1 pseudogene is annotated in these 652 nt (G+C 53.8%); it reads left to right on the top strand.

What is annotated here, in order from left to right:
* Positions 1-585, top strand: a pseudogene (locus ACLJPD_RS33140) (IS1-like element IS1B family transposase); the annotation flags it as partial.
* Positions 586-652 lie beyond the last annotated feature (67 nt).

The following is a 652-nucleotide window of genomic DNA, read 5'->3' on the forward strand; positions in this document are numbered from 1 at the left end:
ATGGCAACTGCAGTTCACTTACACCGCTTCTCAGCCCGGTACGCACCAGAAAATCATTGATATGGCCATGAATGGCGTTGGATGCCGGGCAACAGCCCGCATTATGGGCGTTGGCCTCAACACGATTTTCCGCCATTTAAAAAACTCAGGCCGCAGTCGGTAACCTCGCGCATACAGCCGGGCAGTGACGTCATCGTCTGCGCGGAAATGGACGAACAGTGGGGCTATGTCGGGGCTAAATCGCGCCAGCGCTGGCTGTTTTACGCGTATGACAGGCTCCGGAAGACGGTTGTTGCGCACGTATTCGGTGAACGCACTATGGCGACGCTGGGGCGTCTTATGAGCCTGCTGTCACCCTTTGACGTGGTGATATGGATGACGGATGGCTGGCCGCTGTATGAATCCCGCCTGAAGGGAAAGCTGCACGTAATCAGCAAGCGATATACGCAGCGAATTGAGCGGCATAACCTGAATCTGAGGCAGCACCTGGCACGGCTGGGACGGAAGTCGCTGTCGTTCTCAAAATCGGTGGAGCTGCATGACAAAGTCATCGGGCATTATCTGAACATAAAACACTATCAATAAGTTGGAGTCATTACCTCTGCCACCATGATGACCTGTAATACCCAGAAAAGCGCCGTTCCCACATTCA

The sequence above is a fragment of the Nocardia sp. A7 genome (genome assembly GCF_046549215.1).
Classification (GTDB): Bacteria; Actinomycetota; Actinomycetes; order Mycobacteriales; family Mycobacteriaceae; genus Nocardia.